The organism is Allobosea sp. Leaf344, from assembly GCF_001426225.1.
In the GTDB taxonomy this organism is placed as follows: domain Bacteria; phylum Pseudomonadota; class Alphaproteobacteria; order Rhizobiales; family Beijerinckiaceae; genus Allobosea.
In genome coordinates, this window is sequence record NZ_LMRT01000013.1 from 465,750 (window position 1) to 487,706 (window position 21,957).

Here is a 21,957-nt window from a genome sequence, read left to right on the forward strand (position 1 = left end):
GGGCGCAGCGATGCGCCCGCTTTCGCGTTCGAGGAGGCGCTGGCGCGAGAACGAGGGAACAGCCGGAGGCCGCAGGCGTTGAGGGCTCAGGCGGGGTCACCTGGGGAGCTTCTTGATGATGAGAGGACCGTTCGACGACCGGCGCATCGTGCCGCATTTCGCACGCCAGGCACGCGCCATCGCAGCGACGCGGCAGAGGGACGCCGATCGCCTGACCCTGGCCACGCTCGTATTCGGCGCATCATCCTTTGCGCTGCTCGCCACGTCGCTCGGCCTGATGGCCAGCTGACCCGCTCCAACACGGAGACGAATCATGACCGATTACAACGCCCAGACGCACCGGCCCGTCCCGCGGACCGGTGAGGCGCCGAGCCAGCCCGAGCAGGTTCAGGATAGGCCGGTGGTCGAGACCGCCGTCGAGGCCAAGGCGGGCCGCCGGGGTTTCCCGGTCCTGATGGTCCTCGGCGTCGGCCTGGTGCTGGCGGTGATCGCCGGATTGCTCGTCGGCGTCGGCACCTGACCGACGCAGGCCGGGAGACGGAACGCGGCGGGTCGACGACAGCGCCGGCCGCGCCGGTTCAGCGCGTCATCATCTCGGTGATGCGGCCCGCGCCATAGAGCAGGCTGAAGGCCCAGGCCGCCGAGGCCAGCCAGTTCGCGATCTGAAACGGCACGAAGGGCATGTTGACGATGCCCGCGACGATCGCGATGACCGCGCGCATCGGCCCGAAGAAATGGCCGATCAGAATGCTGGCGAACCCCCATTTCTCGAAGAAGGCATGGCCGCGCTCCAGGAGCTGCGGGTTCTTGTTCAGCGGCCAGAAATCGCCGACGCGCGGCCCCAGCACCCGCCCCGCCCAATAGGACAGCCAGAAGCCGATGCCCGCGCCCGCCGTGGCGGCGAGCGAGAGCGGAACGAGGTTCAGCCCAGAAGCGCCCGCCACCGCGCCGAAGGCCGTGAAGAACACGGTCGCCGGGACGAGCCATGACAGGAAGGCGATGCACTCGCAGAAGGCCACCAGGAAGACGATGGGCACAGCCCATTCCTGATTGGCCCGCATGAACTCGACGAGCCAGTGCATCCAGGATTCAAGTTGAGCCATGTCAGATTGTACCAAGCGGTGAGGGCGCTGGCTTATCGCCGCTGTGGAGGCGAGAAGCAATCGACAAACCTCCGGTCAAGCGGCGCAGCCGCGCAGGGGTTCCCTCCGATCCCCCCGATGCTCTACTGTCCCGGCCAAATCGAAACGGGACGGGCGCCGGGCCATCGGCCACGCGCGCCCGCGCAGGATGGGGATACGCTTTGGACGCCATGGCACAGCCGCAAGGGGGCGCCCGCGCGCAGGCACCGGCAGCGGCAGCCGTCGATCTCGCCGGCATCGACATCACCTTCCATATCGAAGGCGGCCAGCGCTACAAGGCGGTGACGGGGATCGACCTCACCGTTTCGGCGGGGGAGTTCGTCTCGGTCGTCGGGCCGACGGGCTGTGGCAAATCCACCTTGCTCAACGCCGCGGCCGGGCTGCTGGCGCCGTCGGCGGGCAGGGTCTCGATCTTCGGCGAGACGCTGGCCGGGCTGAACCGGCGCGCCGGCTATCTCTTCCAGCAGGATGCGCTGATGCCGTGGAAGACGGCGCTCGAGAATGTGAAAGTGGCGCTCGAGCCGATGGGCGTCGCCGATGCGGAGGCCGACCGGCAGGCGCGCGACTGGCTGGCCCGGGTGGGCCTGCGCGCCTTCGTCGACCGCTACCCGCATATGCTGTCGGGCGGGCAGCGCAAGCGCGTCAGCCTGGCGCAGATGCTGATCCGCAACCCGGAAATCCTGCTGATGGACGAGCCCTTCGGGCCGCTCGACGCGCAGACCCGGCAGATCATGGGCAATCTCCTGCTCGATCTCTGGTCGAAGGACCGCAAGGCGCTGATCTTCGTCACCCATGATCTGGAGGAGGCGATCTCGCTCTCGGACCGTGTCGTGGTGATGTCGGCCGGGCCGGCCGCCGGCATCGTGGCGGATTACCGGGTCTCGCTGCCGCGTCCGCGCGATATCGCGGAGATCAGGCTGGACCGCGCCTTCCACGAGATCCATCGCGACATCTGGGCGTCGCTCAGGGTCGAGGTGCAGAAGGCCTATGCGATGGGTGAAGGCCGCGAGCTGGTCGAGGGGGCGGGGGCATGAGCGGGATGATGGATCGTCCTTGCGCAAAGCCGATGGCGCGTGCGGGAGCCGCGACATGAAGCGCGCCAGGCTGCTCTTCCTCCAGGCGATGGTGATGGTCGTCGCCCTGCTGATCTGGCACGTCGTGACCGCCTACCCGCTGCTCGGCGACGTCAAGACGATCCAGTTCTTCTTCTCGACGCCGGCCGCGGTGATCGGCCGGACCTGGACGCAGCTGACCGGCACCGAGATCTATTACCATCTCGGCATCACCCTGACCGAAACCGTGCTCGCCTTCGTCATCGGCTCGGCCGCCGGCATCTTCTTCGGCTTCACCTTCGCCCGGCAGGAGCTGCTCGCGGCGGTGTTCGACCCCTATATCAAGGCGGCGAACGCGCTGCCGCGCGTGGTGCTGGCGCCGATCTTCGCGCTGTGGTTCGGGCTCGGCATCTGGTCCAAGGTGGCGCTCGGCTTCACGCTCGTCTTCTTCATCGTGTTCTTCAACGTCTATCAGGGCGTGCGCGAGGTCTCGCCGACGGTGCTGGCCAATGCCCGCATGCTGGGGATGAACGAGCGCCAGCTGTTCCGCCACGTCTACTGGCCCTCGGCGCTGACCTGGATGTTCTCCAGCCTGCACACCTCGGTCGGCTTCGCGCTGGTCGGGGCGGTGGTCGGGGAATATCTCGGCTCCTCGGCCGGGCTCGGCTACAAGATCCACGAGGCCGAGAGCGTCTTCGACGTCACGGGCGTGTTCTCCGGCATGGTCATCCTGATGATCTTCGTGATCGCGATCGATTCGCTGGTCACTTTGATCGAGAAGCGCCTGCTGGTCTGGAAGCCGCAGCAGAATGCGCGGACCGTGTAGGCGGGCGGCATGGTTGCCCAGACCGTGCGATCGCGCCTATCCTCGCCGCCAATGCGCTCTTGAGAAGCGCAATTCGTTCAACCGGAGGAACATCCATGACGATCTCTCGTCGCGCCGCGCTGGCTGCGCTCGCTCTGACCACCTCGCTCGGCTTCGCGCCTGCGGGGGCGCAGGCCCAGAATGCCGAAAAGCCCAACGTCACCCTCGGGGTCGGCGGCAAGGCGCTGCTGTATTATCTCCCGCTCACCGTGGCGGAGCGGAAGGGCTTCTTCAAGGAGCAGGGGCTCGACGTCACGATCAATGATTTCGGCGGCGGCGCGAAATCGCTCCAGGCCCTGGTTGGCGGTTCGGTCGACGTCGTCACCGGTGCCTATGAGCACACCATCCGCATGCAGGCGAAGGGCCAGGACATCCGCGCGGTGGTCGAGCTCGGGCGCTTCCCCGGCATCACCATCGCGGTGCGCAAGGAGCTCGCCGACAAGGTCAAGTCGGCGGCCGATTTCAAGGGGCTGAAGATCGGCGTGACCGCGCCCGGCTCCTCCACGGCGCTGACCGCGCAATACGCCATGGTCAAGGCCGGGCTGAAGGCGACCGACGCGCCGATCATCGGCGTCGGTGCCGGGGCCAGCGCGGTGGCGGCGATCAAGCAGGGTCAGGTCGACGTGATCTCGCATCTCGACCCCGTCACCTCCAAGCTGGAGGCGGATGGCGATGTCGTGGCGCTGATCGACACCCGCACCGAGGCCGGGACCAAGGCGCTGTTCGGCGGCTCGAACCCCGCGGCCGTGCTCTATCTCAAGAACGATTTCGCCGAGAAGAACCCCGTCACCACGCAGAAGCTGACCAACGCCCTGGTCAAGGCGCTGAAATGGCTGGAGACGGCGAAGCCGGAGGATGTCGCCGATCTCGTGCCGGCGGAATACCATCTCGGCGACAAGCCGCTCTATCTGCGCTCGGTGAAGAACTCGCTCGAAAGCTATTCCCGCACCGGCGTCTCCACGCCCGAGGGGATGAAGAGCATGTATGACGCGCTGAAGCTGCTCGACCCCGAAATGGCGAAGTCCGACGTCGATCTCGGCAAGACCTTCATCGACAGCTTCGCCAAGAAGGCGAATGCCGGCAGCTGAGCCGGCCGCGCCACCCCCCGGGGCGAGTCTTCGCCTCGGGGCAATCGCAGGACCCGGCTTCGCCGACCGGGCGCTTGAGAAGGGGGGCTTGGGCCAGGCCCATTCCCCCCGCTTCGGGAATCAGCCAATGATGCGCCGCTGATCTCCGGAGTCCGGCCCATGCGCGCTTTGCCTGCCATCGTCTTCTGCGCCTTCGCGCTCTCCGCCTGCCAGACGGCGGCGCCGCCGGCCGCTCCGCCGCCGGAGCAGGCCGCCGCCGGGGTCACGCCCAATAGCTTCCGGATGCCGTCGGGCGCGGGCTGCTCCGGCGAGGTCGAGCGCTTCCAGGCGGTCATGGACAATGACCTCGCTACCGGACACACCACCAAGGGCGTGCACGCCCAGGTCAGCGCCCAGATCGCCGCCGCCCGCCAGAGCTGTGCCGGCGGCAATGATGCCGGCGCGACCAGCCAGATCCGCGCGACCAAGGCGCGGTTCGGTTACCCCTGAGCCGGGCCGGCACCCCGCCTTCAGCCGATGTGAGCCGCGGCGCCTCGCCGCCGCCGGCCGCTAGGCCGCCAGGCCTCGCTTGGCCAGCAGGGCGTCGGGCGTCGGCAGCCGGCCGCGGAACAGCGTATAGGCCTCGGCCGCGTCGCGGGTATCGCCCGCCGAATAGATGTAGCGCTTCAGCCGCGCAGCGATCTCGGCCGAGAACACGTCTCCGGTCTCGGTGAAGGCGTTGAAGGCATCGGCATCCATCACCTCCGACCAGAGATAGCTGTAATAGCCGGCGGAATAGCCGTCGCCCGAGAAGACATGGGTGAAATGCGGCGTGCGGTGGCGCATGGTGATCTCGGCCGGCATGCCGAGCCGGGCGAGCTCCGCCGCCTCGAAACCCAGCGCATCGATCTCCCCGGGCTGCTCGAGCGAATGGAAGGCGAGGTCGACCAGCGCGGAGGAGGTGTATTCGACTGTCGCGAAGCCCTGGTTGAAGGTCTGCGCCCGCTTGATCGTCTCGATCAGCTCCGCCGGGATCGGCTCTCCGGTCTGGGCATGCAGGCAATAGCGCTGCATTACCTCCGGGGTCAGGAACCAGTGCTCGTAGAGCTGCGAGGGCAGTTCGACGAAATCGCGCGACACCGAAGTGCCGGCCAGCGAGCCATAGCGGACATCCGAGAGCAGCCCGTGCAGCGCATGGCCGAACTCATGGAACAGCGTCCGGGCATCGTCGACCGACAGCAGCGCCGGCTGGCCCTCGGCCGGCTTGGCGAAATTGCAGACATTGACGATGATCGGCCGCGTCTCCCCGTCCAGCTTGCGCTGGCCGCGGAAGGCGCTCATCCAGGCGCCGGAGCGCTTGGAGGCGCGGGCGAAATAATCGCCGATGAACAGGCCGATATGGCGCTCGCCCTCGCGCACCTCCCAGATCCGGACATCGGGGTGATAGCCCTGCAGATCGCGTTGCTCGACGAAGCTGAGCCCGAACAGCCGGCCGGCCACGTCGAAGGCGGCGGCGATGATCCGGTCGAGCTGGAGATAGGGCTTCAGCACCGCCTCATCGAGCGCGTAGGTCTGCTGGCGCACCTTTTCGGCGTAGTGGCGCCAGTCCCAGGGCCGGATCGGCCCGTTCTCGCCTTCCGACTGTGCCAGAGCGGCGAGCTCGGCGGCCTCTCTCGCCGCCCGCATCTTGGCCGGCCGCCAGACCAGCTCGAGCAACTCGCGGACATTCTCCGGTCTCTTGGCCATGCTGTCGTCGAGCTTGAAATGGGCGAAGGTGCGGAAGCCGAGAAGCGTCGCCTTCTCGGCGCGCAGCCGCACCATCTCGGCGACGATCGCGCGATTATCGGTCTCGCCGCCGTTCTCGCCGCGCCGGCTCCAGGCCAGGAAGGCCTCCTCGCGCAGGTCGCGCCGGGTCGAGAAGGTCAGGAAGGGCTCGATGATCGAGCGTGACAGGGTCACCGCGTGCCTGCCCTCATGGCCGCGATCGGAAGCGGCCTGCGCCATGGCGGCGACCACGAAGCCGGGCAGCCCGGCCAGGCCGTCCTGATCCGCGATGACCAGCGCATAGGAGGATTCGTCCTTGAGGACGTTCTGGCCGAAGCGGGTGCCGAGCTCGGCCAGGCGCTCGTTGATCGCCGCCAGCCGCGCCTTGCCCGCTGCGTCGAGCTGCGCGCCGGAGCGGATGAAGCCGCGATGCGTGCGCTCCAGCAGCCTGGCCTGCTCGGCATCGAGGCCGAGCGCCTCGCGCCGGGCGTTCACGGCATCGACCCGGGCGAACAGCTTCGGGTCCATCATGATCGCCGACCAATGGCGCGAGGTCAGCGGCGACATCTCCCGCTCGATCGCCTGCAGCGCCTCGTTGGTATGGGCTCCGGTCAGGTTGTAGAAGACGCCGCCGACTCGCGACAGCGCCCGGCCGGCGCGTTCCAGCGCCTCGATCGTGTTGGCGAAATCCGGCACCGCCGGATCGGCGACGATCGCGTCGATCTCGGCGCGGTGCTTGGCGAGGGCCGCTTCGAACGCCGCGCGGATATGATCGGTGGTGATCTCGGCGAAAGGCGGCAGGCGGAACGGCGTCGTCCAGACGCGGGCGAAGGGGTTGTCGGCGGGCAGATCGAGAGCTTCGGGCGCGAGCGTCATGGCGATGTCCGGACGAGAGGGGCGAGGCTGGCGCGGCGGTCAGCCGCCGGTCCAGATATGGTCGAGATAACGGCGCATGAAAGGCGGCATGTCGAGCGCCGCGGCGTCGCGGACATCCCTGACGATGGCGATGTCGGCGAGTTCCGGCTCCTGCTGGCGGGCCATCCGCTCCAGCATCAGCGCGCGCGCCTTCTCCGCCGGCAGGTCGATCGCGACCGGGCGCATGAAGGCGATGCGCCCCGGCGCGGTCACCGCCTGCCATTCCTGCGACACCGTCACCTCGGAGGGCAGGAGCCCGGTCTCCTCGAAGAGCTCGCGGGTCACGCTGCCGGCCAGGTCGAGCGAGCCATCGGCGCGGGTGTCGCCGAGATCGGGCGTGCCGGCCGCGAAATAGACCTTGCCGGGATTGGCGGTGTGCTCGCCCATCACGCCGCAGAGAAAGGCCCCGTCCCTGGCACGCAGCGCCGCCATGGCGAAGCCGTTGCGGAGGCCGCGACCGGGATGGCCGCTGTCGCGCCAGGTCAGGAAGGCGGCGTAATCGACGGCGAAATAGCCGGCGCGGCAGATACCGTCCGCGAGCGACAGCCGGTGCTGCAGCAGCACCCGGCCGTTGAACATGGAGGGCTTGCCGGCGCTGACGCGGCGCCAATGCGCCTCGATCTCCTGCGCGCGCTCGCGCGCGAAGGGCCAGTCATAGGGCTCGACCCGCGCCTCGAGATGCGACAGCGCCAGCACCACATCGTCCTGCACGCCGGCTACGCCGGATTCTCCCGCCTCGCTCGCGCTCATGCCGCGCTCCGCCGGCCGGCCGGAATGACCAGGTCGATGGTCAGCGGGCAATGGTCGGAGGCTTTCGGCCTGTCCCAGCCGATGCGCGGATAGCGGTCGCCACTGGTCGCGAGCGTCGCGATCGAGCGGTCCGGCGCGCGCGGATCGAGCGGGACGCGATAGGGCAGGCCGCGCCGGATCATCTGCATCGCCGGGTCGGGATTGGCGGCGGCCAGCGCCGGCGACAGCAGGATGTAATCGAGCGGCGCATGGGTTTCCGTCAGGGCCTGCAGGCTCTCCGACCAGCCGCGGTGAAAATGCGTCCAGCGCTCATGGGCGGGCAGGGCACCCATCGGATCCACGGCGAAATCCTCGAGCAGCGGTTCGAGCCCGCTCTCCCCCTCGTCGGTGATGGCGGCGAGCGGGCCGAGCCCGTAACGATAGCAGTTGAGATCGCCGAGGATGGCCCAATTCGCCTCGCGCCAGCCCTCGCCGAAGCGGGTGGTGACGATGCGCCGCACCGCCTGCGCCTCCGCCCGGCGCAGCGGCAGCGTCGCCTGGCGCCCTTCCGCACGGCCGGCATCCATCGATTTGAGGTGGCAGCCGAACAGGCTGAGCTTGCGATCGCCGAAATCCAGCGCCACTTCGAGGCAATCGCGGGCGAACACCTTGTGATGCGGGCCGATGCCGAAGCTGCGCAGCGCCGGATCGCGGATTCCGGCCTCGGCGAAGCTCATATCGCGATAGGAGCGGACGCTGATCTGCTCCGGCGTCAGCAGATCGCGCCGGGCCGTGAAGCTGATCTCGATATTGCGGCGGTCATTGCCGCCGAGAAGGGTGAAATGGCCATAGCGATGATCGGCGATGCGATGCACGTAATTGGCGAAGAAGGCCTGCAGGCTGGCGAGCGAATCGACCTCCTGCAGCATCCAGAGATCGGCCTTGGCCTCCGCCAGCGCCAGCGCCGTCATCTGGCGCTTGTCGTCTTCCAGCGCGACGGCCAGGGAGCGCTCGACCGCGGCGCGTTCCTCGGCGCGGGGAAAATGGAACAGCGACATCGCCGCATCGGTCTCGGTGCGCCCGCCCTGCGGCTGGAAACGCTGCCGCGTCAGCAGGTTCTCGACGTTGAACGTGCCGAGGCGCAGCTTCATGGGCAGGCGTCGCCCCGGCCGCCGCGCGTCCTGCGTCCTGGATCCGAGGCGCCTGCTTGCGCAGTCCACGCGGCACGGCTTCGCGATGCGCCGGAGCGGGCGTGGCGGGAGAGGCGGGCTGGGGCGGGGCGCATCACCGGCTCAGAGCGCCTCCGGCACGAATAGCTGGCTCGGCGTGACGAACTCGTCCTGTGCCGCCACGGTCAGGATCTCGCGGGAACCGGCCTCCTTGGTGCGCTTGAGCAGGCCGTAGATCGAGGAGGCGGCCTTGCCGAGTGCGGCGGCGGCGGAGCTCTCGCGCATGTAATGCACGAAGAACAGGGCCGCGATCGCATCGCCGGCACCGTTCACATTGACGTCGAGCTTCGGCGTGCGGACCCGGTAGGCGCCGCGTGAATCGGCGGCCATCAGGTCGAGCGAACCATCGGGTGTCTCCTCGGTGTCGAGCGAGGTCACCAGCACGACCTTCGGCCCGGCCTCGCGCAGCGCATCCACGGCGCGATGCGCATCCGCGACGGTGCGGATCTCGATATCGGTCAGGAGTTGCAGTTCGAACTGGTTCGGCGTCACGATATCGGCCGCCGGCACCGCCTGCTCGCGCATGAACTCCGGAATGCCCGGGCGCACGAAGACCCCGCGGCCGACATCCCCCATCACCGGATCGCAGCAATACAGCGCCTTGGGGTTGGAGGCGCGCACCCGCTCCACGCTGCCGAGGATGGCGTGGCCGATATCGGCCGAACCCATATAGCCGGATAGCACACCGTTGCAGGAGGGCAGCACGCCGCGCTCGCTGATGCCCTCCATCACCTCCTCGATCATCCCGCCGTCGAAGACCCGGCCCTTCCAGGCGCCATAGCCCGTGTGGTTGGAGAATTGCACGGTGTGGATCGGCCAGACCTCGACGCCGAGGCGCTGCATCGGGAAAACGGCGGAGGCGTTGCCGACATGGCCGAAGGCGACATGCGACTGGATCGAGAGGATGTTCATGATGGTGGAATGCGGGTCCGCTTGTAATGTCGCGGCAACCTAGCCGCTGGCGCGGCCGAAACCAATGCAAAGCGGTGATGAATGGCCCCGGCGCCGCCGCATGGAGCCCGGCCGCGCCTGCGCCCGATGCCGCGCTTGCATTGCCCCGTGCCGATCGGTTATGCAGGGAGCAACCCAAGAGGATCGCTCGTGGCCGCATTCGCCACCCCTGTCGACATCAGCCGCCGCGCCGCAGCGCGCGCCGTCGACATGCGCGCCGTCCCGGGTCTCGGCCTGCTTCTTCTCCTTAGCCGCCCCTGAGGGCCGGCCGGGCATGCATGCCTGGGCGCTCAGGGGAGTGACGAGAACCGCCTTCAGAGCCCCTGCGCCTGCCTGCATCTCCCGCGCGGCGCGATCTTTCCAGGATCCGAGACCATGACCGACCATAACCAGACCGTATCGCCCAAGGACCGGGTGCTGATCTTCGACACGACTTTGCGCGACGGCGAGCAATGCCCCGGTGCCACCATGACCTTCGAGGAGAAGCTGGAGGTCGCCGATTTTCTCGACGCGATGGGCGTGGACATCATCGAGGCCGGCTTCCCGATCGCCTCGGACGGCGATTTCGAGGCGGTGTCCGCTGTCGCCAAACGGGTCAAGCGGGCCACCGTCGCCGGGCTGGCGCGGGCCGGGCAAAAGGATATCGACCGGGCGGGCGAGGCGGTGAAGGCGGCGGTGAAGCCGCGCATCCACACCTTCCTCTCCACCTCGCCGGTGCACATGAAGTACAAGCTGCAGAAGGAGCCGGAAGAGGTTCTGGCGCTGGTCGCCTCCTCGGTGGCGCGGGCGCGCAACTGGGTCGAGGATGTCGAGTGGTCGGCCGAGGACGGGACCCGCACCGAGATCGATTTCCTGTGCCGCTGCGTCGAGACGGCGATCAAGGCCGGCGCGACCACGATCAACATCCCCGACACGGTGGGCTATACGACGCCCGACGAGTATCGCGCCCTGTTCCGGACGGTGCGCGAGCGCGTGCCGAATTCCGACAAGGCGATCTTCTCGGTGCATTGCCACAATGATCTCGGCCTGGCGGTGGCGAACACGCTGGCGGGGCTGGAGGGCGGCGCCCGGCAGATCGAGTGCACGATCAACGGCATCGGCGAGCGGGCGGGCAATGCGGCGCTGGAGGAGATCGTGATGGCGATCCGCACGCGCTCCGACGTGCTGCCCTTCGAGACCGGCATCGACGCGACGCTGCTCAACCGCGCCTCGAAGCTGGTCGCGACCGCGACCTCCTTCCCGGTCCAGTACAACAAGGCGATCGTCGGGCGGAACGCCTTCGCGCATGAGAGCGGCATCCATCAGGACGGGATGCTCAAGCACACCCAGACCTATGAGATCATGACCCCGGAATCGGTCGGCGTCTCCAAGACCTCGCTGGTGATGGGCAAGCATTCCGGCCGCGCCGCCTTCCGCTCCAAGCTGAAGGAGATGGGCTATGATCTCGGCGACAACCAGCTGGAGGACGCCTTCACGCGGTTCAAGGCGCTCGCCGACCGCAAGAAGCACGTCTATGACGAGGATATCGAGGCGCTGGTGGACGAGAACATCGCCTCCGCGCATGACCGGGTGAAGCTGGTTTCGCTGACCGTCATCGCCGGCACGCGCGGGCCGCAGCGTGCGACGATGCGGCTCGACGTCGAAGGGCGCGTCGTCACCGAGGAGGCCGAGGGCAACGGCCCGGTCGACGCCGTCTTCAACGCGATCAAGGCGATCGTCCCGCATGAGGCGATGCTGGAACTCTACCAGGTCCATGCCGTGACCGAGGGGACCGATGCGCAGGCCGAGGTCTCGGTACGGCTGTCGCAGGACGGCTCGTCCGTCACCGGGCGCGGCGCCGATCCCGATACTTTGGTCTCGTCGGCCAAGGCCTATCTGGTCGCGCTGAACAAGCTCGTCGCCAAGGGCGGCAGGCTGCATTCGCAGGCGGCGGCGGAGTAAGGTCCCGCCTTGCGTCCGGCGGCGGGGCCGAGCCGGGCTCCGGACCGCTGACCAGGACAGATAGGGGAAGGCGGGGCGCAGGCTCCGCCTTTCGCTTTGCGTCCCGTGCCTATCAGCCCCCCGGCCACCCGCTTGCGCCATGAATCCGGTGGATGCCGCGTCTCGCGGTCTTGGCGGGCGGCGCAATCTTTGCCTGTAGTCCTCGAGACGAAGCGCGCGCGCCGCGTGCCGGCTGGAGGTTCGCCATGGGCTATTTTCCGAACTGGACGTTGAAGCGCTCGGGGGCCGTCATGCCCGACGAGCGGCTGCCGCTGGGCCAGACCGCCATTGCGGGGCTCCAGCATGTCGTCGCCATGTTCGGCGCGACGGCGCTGGCGCCGATCCTGATGGGCTTCGACCCCAATGTCGCGATCTTCTTCTCCGGCGTCGCCACGCTGCTGTTCTTCGTGGTCACGCGCGGGCAATTGCCGAGCTATCTCGGCTCCTCCTTCGCCTTCATCGGCGTGGTCATCGCGGCCACCGGCTATGCCGGCTCCGGGCCGAACCCCAATATCGGCATCGCGCTCGGCGGCATCATCGCCTGCGGCGCGCTCTATGCGGCGCTCGGCCTGCTGGTCCAGGCGGTCGGCACCAGCTGGATCGAGAGGCTGCTGCCGCCGGTCGTGACCGGCGCGGTGATCGCCGCCATCGGGCTCAACCTGACCGCGGTGGCGATGAACATGATCTCCGCCAGCGCCTACACCAAATGGATCGCGCTGCTCACCGTTGTCGCGGTGGCGCTGGTCGCGGTCTATGGGCGCGGGCTGGCGCAGCGGCTGCCGGTACTGATCGGCGGGCTGGCGGCCTATGCGCTCTATGCCGTGACCGCCTCCAGCTTCGGCGCGCCGCCCGTCGATTTCGGCCGGATCGGCGCCGCCGCCTGGGTCGGCCTGCCGAATTTCGTCGCACCCGTCTTCGATGCCAGGGCGATGGCGATGATCGCGCCGGTCGCGATCATCCTGGTCGCGGAAAATCTCGGCCATATCAAGGGCATCGCCGTGATGACCGGCCGCAACATGGATCATCTGATCGGGCGCGGCTTCATCGCCGACGGCGTCGCCACGATGATCGCGGGCTCCGGCGGCGGCACCGGCGTCACCACCTATGCCGAGAATATGGGCGTGATGGCGGTGACGCGGGTCTATTCCACGCTGGTCTTCGTCGCGGCCGGCTGCATCGCGCTGATCCTCGGCTTCTCCCCGAAATTCGGCGCCGTGATCGGCACGATCCCGGTCGCGGTGCTGGGCGGCCTGGCGATCGTCGTCTTCGGCCTCATCGCAGCGACGGCCGGCCGGATCTGGGTGGAGAACAAGGTCGATTTCTCGGAGCCGAAGAACCTGCTGACCGTCGCGCCGGCGCTGATTCTCGGCGCCGGCGATCTCAAGCTGCCGATCTTCGGCTTCGAGCTCGGCGGCATCGGAACGGCGACCTTCGGCGCCATCGCGCTCTATCATCTGCTCGACCGCAAGGCGGCCTGACCCGGCTCTTGTGCGGTTGCGAAATTTTTATGACCGCGGTGGGTGGACAGGGGCAGGGGGCTTTGCTACATCGCCGGCCTGCCCGACGCGGTTCGCCGCGAAACGGCGACGCTTCGTGGCGTATGGGTGATTAGCTCAGTTGGTAGAGCAGCTGACTCTTAATCAGCGGGTCGTAGGTTCGAGCCCTACATCACCCACCACGACCTCTCTCCAGACCATCGACAGCCCGGATCCGAGATCGCGCATGCGTGCTGCTGGCGGCCGAGGGCCGCGCCTCCGCTGACGCATGACCTGTACTCATCGCCCGGAGCGCCTGCTCCGGCCCTTCCGCCTCGGCGACGTAGCGCCTGTCCGGCAGGCTTAGGCGGGCCCCTCCGCTAGATGAAGTCGAGATAGCGGCGTGTCGCGTCGATCGGCGCCGGCGCGACGGTCGGTTTCGACCTCTGCTCCTGCTCCGCCTCCTGCGGCGCGACCGGGCAGGTGAGGTCGAGCGCCTCGGCGACGGCTGCGACATAGGCCGCCGAGAGCTGGCGCCGCGGGCGCGACGGTGCCGGCATCGCGACCGCGCTCGGGTTCCAGCCGCTCGGCTGCTCGCCGCCGAGCAGGCTGCTCCACAGGGCGACCAGCTGTTCGCGCTTGCGCTCGCTGACGTCGATGCGCACCCAGAATTCATCGCGCGCCACCGCCGTCACCACGCCCTCGATCCGTCCGGCCTGCTGCAGATAGAGGACGACGCGCTGGCCGCGATAGGGGCAGCCGGCAGCCGAGATGTGCAGATGCAGCGGCGAGACGGCCAGCGTATGGCACGGGAATTCGCTCCGCTCGGGCGTCATGTAACGCCCGTCGAGCCGTAGGGGACGCGTTTCATTGTCGAAGGCCATCACGCAACTCCGCGAGTTGCGATGATTTAATCACACAGCCCTTTACCCAGGGTAAATTTCATATCCGAAACGTCAAATCGGGAACAACACGGATCGCGCGCTCCGACTGTACAGAATACGAATGTGATGGCGACGAAGCCTATAAGACACCCTCATCCGGTATAGCCAGGACGCGGCCGCAATGCTTGCAATGCACGGCGTCGACGTCATGGATCTGAAGCGCGCAGTCGGGGCAGGGGAAGCGCACCTTGTTGGGTCGGAACACCGCCTGCAGCAGGCGCAGGAACAGGGCGACGCCGACGATCATGATGATGACGGCGAGCAGACGGCCGCCGATGCCGATCAGGGTGACGTCGCCGAAGCCGGTCGTGGTCAGCGTGGTGATGGTGAAATAGAGCGCGTCGACATAGGTGCCGATCTGCGGATTGATGTTGTGCTGCGAGACGAACACCAGCGAGGTCACGATGAAGATGAACACCAGCAGGTTCACCGTGCGCTGGATGATGTCCTCGGAGCGCTTGAACCAGCGCGAATCGGAGCGCAGATCGCGCAGCAGATGGTAGGAGCGCAGGAGGCGCAGGGCCCGCACGATCCTCAGGAAGCCGAGATTGTCGACGAAGGCGGCGAGGAACAGCGAGACGATCACGATGACGTCGCTGAGGGTGGCCAGGCTGTAGATCGCCTTGCGGTCCTGCTCGGCATAGAGCCGGGCGGAGAGCTCGATGGTCAGCAGCACCGCGAGCAGGATGTCGAGCGGGGCGATCCACCATTGGTCGACGATCGAGGCTTCGAGCAGAAAGATGCCGATCGTCAGCAGATCGAAGACGACGAGCCCGTAGCGAAAGCGCCTGGCCTGCGGCGTTTCGCCGAAATATAGGCCGCGCAGACGGGTCCGGAGGGCGTCGAGATCGACCACGAAGAGCTCCTTGCCGCGGAAGGGCCTGCTAGCCCTAGCCTTCCCTAAGTCTCTGAACAATCCCGGCCATCGGGCGTTCTCCCGGCGAGAGGATTTCATCATGGTCGAACGACGCATTTTCCAGGCTGCCGACCCGGGTACGCCAGCCATTCCGCCGGCGCCGCCCGAACTGCCGCCGCAGATGCCGAACGAGGTCCCGCCCGCGCCGCCCGTCGAATATCCGACGGATGAGCCGCCGCAGGGGATCCCGGTCGAGCGGCCGCCGGAGCTCCCGCCCGATGCCCCGCCGGAATCGCCGCCCGGCAACCCGATCGAGCTGCCGCCCGGCCGCGAGCCGCGCCAGCCGATGGAGTGATCAGAGCCGGGGCGTGTCGCCCTCGCCGAGATCCCAGTACAGCCCGGCCATCAGCGTCAGCCCCTCGCGCGCGATCGCGACGGGCAGATGTTCGTTGGGGGCGTGCTGCGAGCAGCCGGGATAGGAATGCGGCAGCCAGATCGTCCGCAATCCCAGGATATCGGCGAAGATGTCGTTGGGCAGCGATCCCCCGAGATTGGGCAGCAGAGCCGGCTTCTTGTTCGTGCTCTTCGCCACCGAGGCCACCGCCCAATGCACCCAGGCATCCTCGGGATCGAGCCTCGTGGCGTTGAAGATCTCGTCGCGCGCATATTGAACGTCGACCATCGGAAAGCCGTGGCGGATGAGGTGGCGGCGCAGCGCCGGCACCACGTCGTGCTGATCGATGCCGACGACGAAGCGGAGCTGGCAGCGCGCCCAGGCGCTCGGCGGCACGGCGTTCACCGGAGTTTCGGGGACGCCGGCCTTCATCGCCAGCACGTCGAAGGAGCACCAGCCGAACACCTGCTCGGCCGGGCTCAAGCCCGGCTCGCCCCAGCTGGGATCGATCACCGGCCCGTCGGGGCCGCCATCGATCTCGCAATCGACGAGGGCCTTGCGCACCGCGGCCGGCAAGTCCTTCGGCACCCATTCATGGATGCGGATCTGCCCGGTGGGGGAGGTGATCGAGGCGATGGCATGGGCCAGCTGGATCGCGGGGTCGGACAGGATGCCGCCCCAATTGCCGGAATGATGGCCACCCTCGCGGGCCGTGATCGAGAGGTCGAAGGTCACGCCGCCGCGCGCGCCCAGAAACAGCGTCGGCCGCTCGGCGTTGAGGCGCGGGCCGTCGGAGGCGATCAGCACATCCGAGCGGAACAGCTCCTTCTGCTCCTCGCAGATCTCCTTGAGCCCCGGAGAGCCGCATTCCTCGCCCATCTCGATCAGGTATTTCGCGTTGAAGCCGAGCTTTCCACGCGATTCGAGAACGCAGCGCAAGGCGTTGATGTTGATGACATGCTGCCCCTTGTTGTCGACGACGCCGCGGCCGTACCAGCGGTCGCCGCGCTCGGTCAGCGTCCAGGGCGAGAGGCCCTCGCTCCATTGCGCGTCGAGGCCGCGGATCACGTCGCCATGGCCATAGCCGAAGATGGTGGGGAGGGCGGGATCCTCGATCCGCTCGGCGAAGAGGAACGGGCCTTTCGCCCGCGGATGGTTGAGAATGCGGCAGGTGAAGCCCAGGCTCTCGAAGAGCGGCCGCATCTCGGTTTCCAGATAGGCCGCGAGAGCCGGAGCGCGGTCGGGGTTCTGGCTCTCGGTCGGCATGGCGACCAGCCGCGCGAGATCGCTCTTGAAGCCGCCCTTGTCGAAATAATCCTGGGCGAGGGCGATGGCGGCGGCGCGGGTCATGCGGGGGCTCCGGAGGCTGGTGATCGGGTCTCGTCCCGATCTTGCGCATCCCGTAGCGCGCCGCCAGTGCAAAGAACGCCGGACGCGGCGCCGCCTCCCGCATTGCGGCCGGGGCGCGTCTGCGCCAGAGAGCACCGCATGATCGCGTCCGCCGATGCCGTTGCCGCGCCCCGGCATGGTCCGAGCACCGGCTTCGAACCCAGGCTGCACCCGTGACCCCGCCCGAACCGCATTTCGTCCCGCATCCGCATCAGCGCCAGGCTTGCGAGGCGATCCTCGCGGCGCGGGCCGCCGGTGCGCCGGGCTTCCTGCTGGGCGACCTGACCGGGCTCGGCAAGACGCTCTCCGCCTGGCTCGCGCTCTCGGCCATGCCGGAGGCGCAGGTGCTGGTGATCTGCCCCAAGGGGGCGATCCCGCAATGGCGGCGGACCATGGCGCTGTCCGGCCTGCCGGCGAAGCAGGTGACGCTGATGAATTTCGAGCGCACCAAGAGCCTGCTCGCGCCGCCGGCCGCCAGCACCAGGCGCTCGGTGCGGGCGAAGAACAATGAGCTCGCCAGGCACGGCACATTGCGGCGGGTCTGGCCGCTCGTGGTGATCGACGAGGCGCATCGCATCCGCAATCCCGCCTCGCAGCAGGGTCTGGTCTGCCGGCAGGTCGCCGCTGCGGCCGAGTTCACGATCTATATGAGCGCGACCGCCGGCCAGTCTCCGCATGAGCTGTCCTATCTGGCGGCGCTGCTGGCCCGCGCTGCGGATGCGCCGAGCGCCGATCTCGACGGGTTCCGCCAGCTGATGAAGCGGCTGAAGATCGGCCGGGCCAAGGGCCGCTGGAAGAATTGGAGCTGGGAGCCGAACGAGGCCGATCGCCGGCTGATGAGCGATCTGCTCTACCGCGGCACCAGGGCGATCGGGCTGCGGCGGCGCCCGGAGGAGATCGCCGGCTGGCCCGAGGTGCAGCGGGAACTCGCCCCGATCGCGCTCGATGCGCCGGCCCGCAAGCTCTACGAGGCGACCTGGCGCGAATTCCGGCGCGAGCTCGGCCTCGCCGGCGGCTCCACCCGCAAGCCGCAGGGCTGGGCGGCGGATCTGCGCTTCCGGCAGAAGGCGAGCCTGCTGCGCATCCCCGGCACGGTGGAGTTCTGCGACGATCTGCTCGGCAATGGGCAGCAGGTGGCGATCTCCGTCGCCTTCCTCGAAACCAGCGCGATGCTGGCCGAAAGGCTGCGCGGCCATGGCTGGGCCGTCGGCGAGATCAATGGCGAGAACTCCGGCGCGGCCAACGAGGAGACGCGGCTGGCCTTCCAGACCGGGCGGCTCGATGCGGTGATCTTCACGGTGACGGAGTCGATCTCGCTGCATCGCGGCGAGATGGAGGGGGGCGAGCGCGAGCGCAGCCTCGTCGTCCACGACATGCGCCACAGCGCCATCCAGCTGCAGCAGATCGAGGGGCGCTGCCACCGCGACGGCCAGCATGCGACGATCTTCTACGCCTATGCCGAGGATACGGTGGAGGAGGGGGTGGCCGCGACGGTGATCCAGCGCATGGCGGCGATGGACGGGCTGGCGGGCGACGATACGCAACTGCTCGAGGCGATCGCCGGCGTGGTCGAGGCGCGGGCGGCGCTCTGACCTAGCCCAGCGGCTTCAGCCTCGCCCGCACGGGCTCGCCATCGAGCAAGCTCGCCGCATCCCCGGCGAGACGGTGTCGCCAGTTCGGCTTCTCGGTCGTCGTGCCCGGGACGTTCGGCTGGTCGCGGACGCCCAGCGCATCCTCGATAGCGATCAGTTTCAGCGTGCAGGGCGAGCCGGCGACATAGCGGATGGCGGCGTCGACGACGGGGTCGGTCCGCTCCGGGGCCGGCCGCTCGCCGGAGGCCGCCCCGGCGCGGCTGAAGGCGTCCCAGAGCAGGCCGCGGTCCCAGGCCCTGCCATCCTGCTGCTGCCGGTCGTCCTCGGGCAGATCCGACCCCGCCCACCAGCCCGCTGTCGGGACCAGATCATGCGTCGTCGTCAGGGCGGTGGCGGCCGGATCCCAGTCGCGCGGCGGGATGAACCGGTCGCCGTCGCGCTCGAAGCGCAGCACCCGCATGCCGGCGATGCCGCGCTGCTGCAGCTCCTCGCGGAAACCATGGGGCAGCGTCCCGAGATCCTCGCCGATGACCATCGCCTGGTGGCGCCAGGATTCCAGCGCGACCAGCGCGAACAGCGTCTCCGAGGGCAGGGCGACATAGGTGCCCTCCAGCGCGCTGGCGCCTTCCGGGATCAGCCAGAGCCGGTTCAGCCCCATGACATGGTCGATGCGGATGCCGCCGACATGGCGCAGGCTCGCGCGCAACGTTTCGATGAAGGGGGCGAAGCCGCTGGCCGCGAGGCCGCGCGGGGAAAACGTCGTCAGCCCCCAATTCTGCCCGTCCCTGGCATAGTAATCCGGCGGCGCGCCGATCGTCAGCCCGACCAGCACATCCTCCTGGCGGCTCCAGGCGTGGCTGCCGGAGCTGTCCATGCCGATCGCGAGATCGGCGATCAACCCGACCTTCATGCCCGCCTCGCGGCAGGCGCGATGGGCCTGGGTGTAGGAATGGCCGGTGAGCCATTGCAGGAAGATCTGGAACTCGACCTCGCCGGCATGGTTGCGGGCGAAGGCCTGGACCTCCGGGCTGTCGGGATCGCGATGCGCGGGCCGCCAGCTGCGCCAATCCCAGGCCGCCTTGTCCAGGGCGAGTTCGGCCGCGTGCAGCACCTCGAAGGTCGCATGCGCCCTCAGCAGCGGCGAGGCGGTGGTCAGCGCGTTGGCGAAGGCGCTGCGCGCGGCATCCAGCCCCGCCGCGGGATCGCGCAGGCGCTGGTAGACCGCGCGGAGCAGCTTCAGCTTGAGCGGCGTCGCACGCAGCCAATCCACCTGCGGCAGCGCCTCGAGCGCAGCCATCTCCCGGTCGAGCCCGGAGGAAGCGACGATCTCGCGGACCGCATCCTCCGGCAGCACGGAAGCCGGATCGGCATGCAGCGGGTTGTAGAACAGCCGCGTCGAGGGGGAATAGGGGCTGAAGCGCTGGGGATCGGCGCCGTAGAGGGCGTGGGCGGGGCTGATCGCCAGGGCATCGGCACCCAACGCGCCGGCGGCGCGGCCCAGCGCCGCGACCCCGCCGAAATCGCCGATGCCGCCATCGCCGCCGCGGCGCAGCGCATAGATCTGCGAGGACAGGCCCCAGCCGCTGCGGCCCTCGTTGAGATCGGCGAAGGTGACGCAGCGCGCCGGCGCCACCGCGATGGTCACCGGCCCGTCGGCGAGATCAGCGCTGTGATAGCCTGGCGTCGCGAAGCCCGGCAGCAGCAGGCCGCCCTCGACCGTTTGCGTGGTGACGGCGGTGCTGCTGCCGTCCTCGAAGGTGATCTCGACCCGCGCCGGCTGCGCGCCGGCGGCCGGAAGGCGCACGGGCTCGCCGATACGGGCGGTCACGAAGCGTGGCGCGCCGGCGGGGCGCGCGCCGTCCTGGGCGTGCAGCGGGTCGCTGAGCGCCGGCACGCCGAGCGCCGCGAGGATGGCGCGCAGCGTCGCGGGCGAGACCTCGCGATGGACCCCGGTCTGATCGCGCCAGTCGGTAGCGACGCCGGCGCGGCGCGCCAGCTCTCTCAGCGCTTCATCGGTCATGGTGCACTCCGGCCGTCCTCGGGGCGGAAACCGGGCAGGCCCGGTCCCGGTCAGGCCGCCAACGCCCTGGCATAGAGAGCGGCATAGCGACTGGTCGGGTTCGTCCAGTCGAAGCGTTTCGACATGGCGTGGTCGCGCATCCGCTTGAAGGCGGCGCGCGACCGGAAGGCGGTGAGGGCGCGGGTGACGGCGCCGGTCAGGCCCGGCCCGGTCGGCGAGCTGAACAGGAAGCCGGAGCGCCCATCCTCGATGGTGTCGACGAGTCCGCCGGTGCGGTAGGCGATCGGCAGGGCGCCGAAGCGCTGCGCATACATCTGGCTGAGGCCGCAGGGCTCGAAACGCGAGGGCATCAGCAGGAAGTCGCTGGCGGCGAAGAGGCGGCGCGCCTCCGCATCGTCGAAGCCGATCCGGGCCGCGACGGAATCGGGGTGGCGCTGCGCCAGCTTCTGGATGGCTTCCTCGAGGCGCGGGTCGCCGCGGCCCTTGACCACGAGCTGGCCGCCCTGGGCGATGATGGTCTCCGCCGCCTCGATCGAGAGGTCGATGCCCTTCTGATGGACGAGGCGCGAAATGATCGAGAAGAGCGGGCCGTTCGAGGCCGGCAGCGCGAAGCTCTTGCGGATGGCGGCCGCGTGCTGGCGCTTCCACTGCCGCACCAGCCTGGCGGGCGAGGCTTCGCCCGAGAGCGGCGCGTTCCAGCTGTCGTCGATCCCGTTGACGATGCCGGTCAGCCGGCCCTCGTCATGACGCAGCTTCAACAGCCCCTCCAGGCCGCAGCCATGCTCGGGGGTGGTGATCTCACGCGCATAGGTCTCGCTGACCGTGGTGACATGCGAGCCGTAGAAGATGCCGGCCTTGAGGAAGGAGAGGCGGCCGTGGAATTCTGCCCCGTCGACCGAGAAGGCACCGTCGGGAATGCCGAGCGCGCCCATGCGGGAGGGCTCGTAAAGCCCCTGATAGGCGAGGTTGTGGATGGTGATGATCGAGGGCGTGGAGAGCCCCTTCCAGCTGAGATAGCCGGGGGCCAGCCCCGAAGGCCAGTCGTTCACATGGAGGACGTCCGGCTTCCAGTTCGGATCCGCCTCGCCGGCCGCGATCTCGGCCGCCGCCAGCGAGAGCCGCGCGAAACGAATGTCGTTGTCGTGGAAATCGCCGCCGCCGAACGGGCCATAGGGCGAGCCCGGGCGGTCATAGAGTTCGTCGCAGAGCACGGCATAGACGGTCAGCCCATCCGCCATGGCGAAACGGCCGAGCGACCAGGGCGGCAGCTCGGCGGTGCCGGGCATGCGCGAGACGACATCCATCTGCGGCCTGGCGGCCCGGACGGCGCGGTAACCGGGGATCAGCACGCGCACGTCGCAGAGCTTGCGCAATTGCCGGGGCAGCGCGGAGGAGACCTCGCCGAGGCCGCCGGCCTTGATGAAATCGCCCATTTCCGAGGTGACGAAGAGCAGTTTGGTGGTGGAGGCCAGACTCGGAGGTTCTTCGAGAGTCCCGTCCTTGACCACGGCCGCATAGGTCAAGGCATGCCCCGACGTCGTCGAAGCTGCTTCGACGACCGCCTGTTTCAACGCTTCAGCCATCGGCCGATCC

General features: G+C 68.6%; 20 protein-coding genes and 1 tRNA gene. 11 read left to right on the forward strand and 10 right to left on the reverse strand.

Annotation, left to right across the window (positions count from 1 at the left end; genetic code table 11):
• Positions 1-115: 115 nt before the first annotated feature.
• Both ASG72_RS20725 and ASG72_RS10885 read left to right on the forward strand, forming a co-directional pair.
• Entirely contained in the window at positions 116-289 is a 174-nt protein-coding gene (locus ASG72_RS20725) for a hypothetical protein (protein WP_156395900.1), read from the forward strand.
• Positions 290-313: 24 nt separating this feature from the next.
• The gene (locus ASG72_RS10885; RefSeq protein WP_056712059.1) at positions 314-520 is read left to right on the forward strand and encodes a hypothetical protein; all 207 of its coding nucleotides are present in this window, start codon (positions 314-316) and stop codon (positions 518-520) included.
• Positions 521-578: 58 nt separating this feature from the next.
• Here ASG72_RS10885 and ASG72_RS10890 read toward each other — a convergent pair whose 3' ends face one another.
• Positions 579-1,103: a DedA family protein gene (locus tag ASG72_RS10890; RefSeq protein WP_244488766.1), complete on the reverse strand. Its 525-nt coding sequence runs from the start codon at positions 1,101-1,103 to the stop codon at positions 579-581.
• A 209-nt stretch (positions 1,104-1,312) separates the two neighbouring features.
• On the opposite strand from ASG72_RS10890, the gene ASG72_RS10895 reads away from it, so the two are divergent.
• The 4 genes from ASG72_RS10895 to ASG72_RS10910 all read left to right on the forward strand — a co-directional run bounded on the left by ASG72_RS10895 (position 1,313) and on the right by ASG72_RS10910 (position 4,636).
• Complete coding sequence (locus ASG72_RS10895) at positions 1,313-2,176, forward strand: ABC transporter ATP-binding protein (protein ID WP_056712067.1); 864 nt, start codon at positions 1,313-1,315, stop codon at positions 2,174-2,176.
• Between the two features lie 55 nt (positions 2,177-2,231).
• Positions 2,232-3,020 (forward strand): ABC transporter permease, encoded by a 789-nt coding sequence (locus ASG72_RS10900; RefSeq protein WP_056712073.1) that lies wholly within the window; start codon positions 2,232-2,234, stop codon positions 3,018-3,020.
• A 95-nt stretch (positions 3,021-3,115) separates the two neighbouring features.
• Positions 3,116-4,147 carry an ABC transporter substrate-binding protein gene (locus tag ASG72_RS10905; RefSeq protein WP_082540265.1) on the forward strand — a complete coding sequence of 344 codons (1,032 nt, stop codon included), beginning with the start codon at positions 3,116-3,118 and terminating at the stop codon, positions 4,145-4,147.
• Positions 4,148-4,306: 159 nt separating this feature from the next.
• On the forward strand, positions 4,307-4,636 hold the full coding sequence (locus ASG72_RS10910; protein ID WP_056712077.1) for a hypothetical protein: 330 nt from the start codon (positions 4,307-4,309) through the stop codon (positions 4,634-4,636).
• 60 nt (positions 4,637-4,696) lie between these two features.
• Here ASG72_RS10910 and ASG72_RS10915 read toward each other — a convergent pair whose 3' ends face one another.
• The 4 genes from ASG72_RS10915 to pdxY form a co-directional block, all read right to left on the reverse strand.
• Positions 4,697-6,766, reverse strand: a complete 2,070-nt coding sequence (locus ASG72_RS10915) for a M3 family metallopeptidase (RefSeq protein WP_056712080.1) — start codon at positions 6,764-6,766, stop codon at positions 4,697-4,699.
• A gap of 39 nt (positions 6,767-6,805) precedes the next feature.
• Positions 6,806-7,555: a hypothetical protein gene (locus ASG72_RS10920; protein WP_082540266.1), complete on the reverse strand. Its 750-nt coding sequence runs from the start codon at positions 7,553-7,555 to the stop codon at positions 6,806-6,808.
• On the reverse strand, positions 7,552-8,685 hold the full coding sequence (locus tag ASG72_RS10925; RefSeq protein ID WP_056712083.1) for a hypothetical protein: 1,134 nt from the start codon (positions 8,683-8,685) through the stop codon (positions 7,552-7,554). The genes ASG72_RS10920 and ASG72_RS10925 overlap by 4 nt, the downstream gene beginning before the upstream one ends.
• Before the next feature lie 141 nt (positions 8,686-8,826).
• Positions 8,827-9,675 carry a pyridoxal kinase PdxY gene (gene pdxY / locus ASG72_RS10930; RefSeq protein ID WP_056712086.1) on the reverse strand — a complete coding sequence of 283 codons (849 nt, stop codon included), beginning with the start codon at positions 9,673-9,675 and terminating at the stop codon, positions 8,827-8,829.
• A 414-nt stretch (positions 9,676-10,089) separates the two neighbouring features.
• Here pdxY and ASG72_RS10935 point away from each other — a divergent pair, with 414 nt between their 5' ends.
• The 3 genes from ASG72_RS10935 to ASG72_RS10945 all read left to right on the forward strand — a co-directional run bounded on the left by ASG72_RS10935 (position 10,090) and on the right by ASG72_RS10945 (position 13,372).
• Entirely contained in the window at positions 10,090-11,655 is a 1,566-nt protein-coding gene (locus tag ASG72_RS10935; protein ID WP_056712089.1) for a 2-isopropylmalate synthase, read from the forward strand.
• A 245-nt stretch (positions 11,656-11,900) separates the two neighbouring features.
• Positions 11,901-13,172, forward strand: a complete 1,272-nt coding sequence (locus ASG72_RS10940) for a solute carrier family 23 protein (RefSeq protein ID WP_056712092.1) — start codon at positions 11,901-11,903, stop codon at positions 13,170-13,172.
• Positions 13,173-13,296: 124 nt separating this feature from the next.
• A tRNA-Lys gene (locus tag ASG72_RS10945) sits at positions 13,297-13,372 on the forward strand.
• Positions 13,373-13,549: 177 nt separating this feature from the next.
• On the opposite strand, the gene ASG72_RS10950 is transcribed toward ASG72_RS10945, so the two are convergent.
• Both ASG72_RS10950 and ASG72_RS10955 read right to left on the reverse strand, forming a co-directional pair.
• Positions 13,550-14,053: a hypothetical protein gene (locus tag ASG72_RS10950; RefSeq protein WP_056712095.1), complete on the reverse strand. Its 504-nt coding sequence runs from the start codon at positions 14,051-14,053 to the stop codon at positions 13,550-13,552.
• Between the two features lie 139 nt (positions 14,054-14,192).
• Positions 14,193-14,969, reverse strand: a complete 777-nt coding sequence (locus ASG72_RS10955; protein WP_056712099.1) for a potassium channel family protein — start codon at positions 14,967-14,969, stop codon at positions 14,193-14,195.
• A gap of 100 nt (positions 14,970-15,069) precedes the next feature.
• Here ASG72_RS10955 and ASG72_RS10960 point away from each other — a divergent pair, with 100 nt between their 5' ends.
• Entirely contained in the window at positions 15,070-15,324 is a 255-nt protein-coding gene (locus ASG72_RS10960; protein WP_056712102.1) for a hypothetical protein, read from the forward strand.
• On the opposite strand, the gene ASG72_RS10965 is transcribed toward ASG72_RS10960, so the two are convergent.
• Positions 15,325-16,713, reverse strand: a complete 1,389-nt coding sequence (locus tag ASG72_RS10965) for a M20 family metallopeptidase (RefSeq protein ID WP_056712105.1) — start codon at positions 16,711-16,713, stop codon at positions 15,325-15,327.
• A gap of 212 nt (positions 16,714-16,925) precedes the next feature.
• Between ASG72_RS10965 and ASG72_RS10970 the strand changes: the two genes are divergently transcribed.
• Positions 16,926-18,344 carry an SNF2-related protein gene (locus tag ASG72_RS10970; RefSeq protein WP_056712111.1) on the forward strand — a complete coding sequence of 473 codons (1,419 nt, stop codon included), beginning with the start codon at positions 16,926-16,928 and terminating at the stop codon, positions 18,342-18,344.
• A 1-nt stretch (position 18,345) separates the two neighbouring features.
• On the opposite strand, the gene malQ is transcribed toward ASG72_RS10970, so the two are convergent.
• Both malQ and glgA read right to left on the reverse strand, forming a co-directional pair.
• A complete protein-coding gene (gene malQ, locus ASG72_RS10975) occupies positions 18,346-20,364 on the reverse strand; it encodes a 4-alpha-glucanotransferase (RefSeq protein WP_056712114.1) in 2,019 nt (672 codons plus the stop codon).
• Positions 20,365-20,414: 50 nt separating this feature from the next.
• Positions 20,415-21,947 (reverse strand): glycogen synthase GlgA, encoded by a 1,533-nt coding sequence (gene glgA / locus ASG72_RS10980; RefSeq protein ID WP_056712116.1) that lies wholly within the window; start codon positions 21,945-21,947, stop codon positions 20,415-20,417.
• Positions 21,948-21,957: the final 10 nt, after the last annotated feature.